We start from the raw sequence: 2,643 nt of genomic DNA, 5'->3' as shown, positions 1-2,643 counted from the left end.
CCCGCCACCCAGTCATCCGCAGATTTTTTTCCCGTGGAGGGAATTTTGGACGACGTTCGCGAGACGGACCTCTTCGGCAACCCCGTGAGAGCCCGCAAGGGCGAGCGTGGGCGGCCTCGCAAAGAGCTGTCCGAAAAAGACCTCGACATGCTGGAAGCGGGCCTGGTGCAGGGCTGGCCGACGCAGCGCATCGCCGAAGCGCTCAACATCGGTCGCTCGACGCTGAAGCGGAATTTCGGGCCTCTGCTCAAGGGACGCGACATGGCGCCCGACCGGCTGCAGCTGGCGATCTTCGCGGCCACGGCGCGGAAGGCGGTGTCGGGCGACATGGGCGCGGTGCGCCAGCTCCGGCAGATGCTGACCGAGAACGAGCAGCGCGCGGCCGCCGCCCGCATGTCGCGCGCCGCGGAGGACGAGCAGCCCGAGGCGGCGGTCGGGAAGAAGGAACGGGCCCGGCGCGAGGCGAAACAGGCTTCCGAGGACAGCGGCGGTCTCTGGGGCGGCGACCTGAACCCCGGCAACTGGCACTGAGGCACCAGCGTGGACGGCGCGGCCGACTTCTTCGATCCGGCGTGGTCGACGGCGGTCCCGGACTGGGAAGACCGGATCCTGTCGGGCCGGTCGCTGATCCCGGACCTGCCGCTCTTCGATCACGTCGCCGACAAGGCGCTGCGCATCTTCAAGCGCCTGCGCGTGCCGGACCTGGTCGGCACGCCGACCTACGGCGAGGTCTGCGAGCAGTGGGTCTTCGACCTGGTGCGGGCGATCTTCGGGAGCTACGACCCCGAGACCCGCCGGCGCATGCTGCAGGAGTTCTTCCTGCTCGTGCCGAAGAAGAACGGCAAGTCGGCGATCGCGGCGGCGATCATCGTGGTGGCCGCGATCATGAACGAGCGCCCGCAGGCCGAGCTCATCCTGATCGCGCCGACGCAGAAGATCGCCTCGATCGCCTTCAAGCAGGCGAAGGGGATCATCGCCCTCGACGAGGAGCTGACGAAGATCTTCCACTCGAACAACTCGAGCAAGGAGATCACCCACCGCGTGACGCGGGCGGTCATCATGATCCTGTCGGCCGACGGGGACGTGGTGACCGGCTCGAAGGGCAGCTTCATCCTGGTGGACGAGACGCACGTGCTCGGGACCAAGGTGAAGGCGCCCGACATCTTCGTCGAGCTGCGCGGCGGGCTTGCCTCGCGGCCCGAGGGGTTCCTGCTGCAGATCACGACGCAGTCGAAGGACCGCCCGAGCGGGCAGTGGGAAAAGGAACTCGAGACGGCCCGCGCCGTGCGGGACGGCAAGCTCGAGTACCCGATGCTCGCGGTGCTCTACGAGCTGCCGCAGAAGATGGCCGAGGCCGGCAAGTGGCGGGACCCGAAGACCTGGGGCCTCGTGAACCCGAATCTCGAGCGGTCGGTGTCGCGGGCGTACCTGCAGCGCGAGCTGCGCAAGGCCGAGGAGGGCGGGCCCGAGGCCCTCGCGCTCTTCGCGTCGCAGCACCTGAACGTGCAGATCGGCATCGGGCTCAAGTCCGGGCGCTGGATCGGCGCGGATTACTGGAACAAGGCGGCAGACCCGGACCTGACGCTCGCCCGCATCCGCGAGGTCTGCGACGTCTGTGTCGTCGGCGTCGACGGCGGCGGTCTCGACGACCTGCTCGGACTGTCGGTCCTCGGGCGGCACGCGGAGACGAAGGTCTGGCTGCACTGGGGCAAGGCGTGGGCCGACCGTGACGTGCTCGAACTGCGCAAGTCGATCGCGCCGGAGCTGCTCGAGCTGGAAACCGCCGGCGAACTCGTCCTCGTCGACAACCTCGAGGAGGAGGCGGTCCCCGAGATCGTCGAGGTCTGCCTCGAGCTGCGGGCCGCCGGCCTGCTGCCGGCAGAGGACGGGATCGGGCTCGACCCCGAGGGCATCGCGGCGATCGTCGACGCCCTGATCGAGGCCGGCTTCGCGATCGAGGACATCCGGGCGATCAGCCAGGGCTACAAGCTGAACGCCGCCATCAAGGGCACGCCCGGCAAGCTGAAGAACGGCACGTTCCGCCATTGCGGCCAGCGCATCATGACCTGGAGCGTCGGCAACGCGCGCACCGAGGCACGCGGGAACGCCGTGATCGTGACCAAGGCGCAGTCGGGCAGCGCCAAGATCGACCCGCTCATGGCGCTCTTCAACAGCGTCATGCTGATGAGCTGGAACCCGGTCGCGTCGAATGGCGGCGCGATCGTGATCCCCGAAGACTTTGTGATCGGCTGAGAGGCACGGAATGGGCATCCTGGACATGTTCCAGCGCGGCGGCATGCGCGCGGCAGGCATCGCCGACCGCGATGCATCCGACGACCGCTTCTTCGCCGTTGGCGGCGCGCGCTCCGAAATCGGCGTGACCGTCACCGTCGAACGCGCGCGACAGGTGCCGGTCGTCCGGTCCTGCCTGAAGGTCCTCGCGGATTCGGTTGCAGGCCTGCAGTTCGGCGCGTTCCAGCGCCTCGACGACGAGCGCGTGCGGCGCGTGGCCGACCACCCGGCCGCGATGCTGCTCGCCAACCCGAACCCGCGACAGACCGGATTCGACTTCGTCTACTCGATCGTGGACGACCTCGAGGCCTACGGCGACTTCTTCGCCGAGGTGGTCCTCGACCGGGCCAC

At 68.7% G+C, this 2,643-nt stretch carries 3 protein-coding genes; all 3 read left to right on the top strand.

Going from position 1 to position 2,643, the window contains the following annotated elements:
• The first annotated feature begins 147 nt into the window (after window positions 1-147).
• Window positions 148-531 (top strand): hypothetical protein, encoded by a 384-nt coding sequence (locus RISW2_RS22640; protein ID WP_043775595.1) that lies wholly within the window; start codon window positions 148-150, stop codon window positions 529-531.
• A 9-nt stretch (window positions 532-540) separates the two neighbouring features.
• Window positions 541-2,253 carry a terminase large subunit gene (locus RISW2_RS22635; protein ID WP_043775592.1) on the top strand — a complete coding sequence of 571 codons (1,713 nt, stop codon included), beginning with the start codon at window positions 541-543 and terminating at the stop codon, window positions 2,251-2,253.
• Between the two features lie 10 nt (window positions 2,254-2,263).
• The coding region (locus tag RISW2_RS22630) for a phage portal protein (protein WP_043775589.1) at window positions 2,264-2,643 on the top strand (380 nt) is incomplete at its 3' end.

The sequence above is a fragment of the Roseivivax isoporae LMG 25204 genome (assembly GCF_000521865.1).
GTDB lineage: Bacteria > Pseudomonadota > Alphaproteobacteria > Rhodobacterales > Rhodobacteraceae > Roseivivax > Roseivivax isoporae.
Note: the sequence above shows the minus strand (reverse complement) of the source record. Positions and strands in the feature narration are given on the sequence as shown.